The organism is Marinilabilia rubra (genome assembly GCF_003121985.1).
Lineage (GTDB): Bacteria > Bacteroidota > Bacteroidia > Bacteroidales > Marinilabiliaceae > Marinilabilia > Marinilabilia rubra.
The window spans coordinates 1-1,629 of sequence record NZ_QEWP01000049.1 but is presented as its reverse complement, the minus strand read 5'-3'; the positions used below and the strand labels follow the sequence as shown (position 1 = coordinate 1,629).

Annotated in this window: 2 protein-coding genes; both read left to right on the top strand. The window is 35.1% G+C overall.

Features of this window, described 5'->3' with window-relative positions:
* The first annotated feature begins 317 nt into the window (after positions 1 to 317).
* Positions 318 to 653, top strand: a complete 336-nt coding sequence (locus DDZ16_RS20520; protein ID WP_109266357.1) for a hypothetical protein — start codon at positions 318 to 320, stop codon at positions 651 to 653.
* 11 nt (positions 654 to 664) lie between these two features.
* The gene (locus tag DDZ16_RS20515; RefSeq protein ID WP_109266356.1) at positions 665 to 1,333 is read left to right on the top strand and encodes a hypothetical protein; all 669 of its coding nucleotides are present in this window, start codon (positions 665 to 667) and stop codon (positions 1,331 to 1,333) included.
* Positions 1,334 to 1,629: the final 296 nt, after the last annotated feature.

The window sequence follows — 1,629 nt, the reverse complement described above, 5'->3', positions numbered from 1 at the left end:
TAAGGGACTTACACCCTCTGGATAAAATCACCCCGCACTTTATGGTTCCTTGAAAAAGATTTGTATTTTTAATCTTTTTCAAGAACTTCCAGTGTGGGTGCGCTGCTGCTCATGCAGGGCACACACATCGTGTATAGTGCATTTGGCGGATAGTGCTAATTTCAAGGGCATTACAACTAATAAACGGTGTAACGGTTTGACAGGTTCGTGCTTCGAATCGCCAAACGACACCATACACGTAACCGTTAGCGTTCATGCAAACGAGAAAGAACACATTTTACATAGTTAAATTATTGATTTCATAAAAACACACACAAATGCATTATTTAAAGAAACAATTTAACGAACAGGAATTAGCATTGCTTTTTCAAGCATTTGGTAAAAAACTATTTACTAGACCACAAAATGGCGATATTACTTCAGCTAAGGTTCCAAATTGTAATGACTGTATTTTTTATTTTAAACCAGAATACTACGAAATTTTAGCAAACGATTTAAAATCCGCTCATGAACTTGGTAAATTTAAACAAAGTAACGCAAATGAAATTTGGGTCTCACTTCTCAATGAATATTTAAATGCAGAAACTGTTGATAGAATTGAAGAATCCAATTACACTGATTATGTTACAAAGGTTGGCATGTTTTGGAACTAAAAAATTAAGCTATGGAAACAATTATAAATCTAGCGCAAAGTGCAAATTGGGGTTTATCTACAAGAAATAATGATTTATTTCTTAATTCCGCTGTAGAACTTTACAAATATGTACAAAAAAATGGTGCAAGTATATTAACTAAATTCTCTGATTCAAGTGAACTCCAGATGATTGGAAAAGCGTTTAGCTATTTTGCACGTTTCATAGATAATGGTGACATTGATATAAATTCCGTAGCTGCAGAGAATTCTTATTACTGTTTGGCATCATCCATGATTCAAAACAATTTCTACGCAGCACCTGAATTGTTTAATTTATTAGATACAAAGAAAGAGTTGTTTTATGATAAGTTTAAATCTGTAATTTTTGATGATTTACAAGAGCAACACCAAGTACCCCTAAATGTAATAATTAATTCCTATCCACAACAAATGGCAGCGCAGAAAGAAATTGGAAGACTTCATCCGATTTTAATCTACTATGTAATTTCAAATTTTTATGATATTTATGCCAATAAGACAAAAATGCCAGAAGATATAATAGAATATTCAGTAGATAGAGTCGATAAGTACATCTCTGGCTTAAAATCAAGTTCAAGCGTGGATGATACAATTACAGAAGGAAAATTATTCTTCAATAAAGTGCATAAATCTATCAAGAACACCTTATTATCCTTTTAGATTGATGAATCAAGAAAATCAAGCACGAAACGCTAACAAAGCTATTATACGCCAGCCGTGGCATCCACAGCATATTGAGAGGTTCGTTTTACCCTCTCCCATGCGTTCAAGCTGATAAAGTCACAACTGGCCTGAAAGCCTCGCCCAGGCGCATATAGCCGGGACGTTATTGCGACACGATGTCGCTCTATATAATTGTTTTACAAGGCAATGGCCTTGATAAAACCTATTGTTCTTCCAATAGTATCCTACCGGGACAACTGGCGTGTGGTGCAGCCACTGCGGGTTGAAGCTCC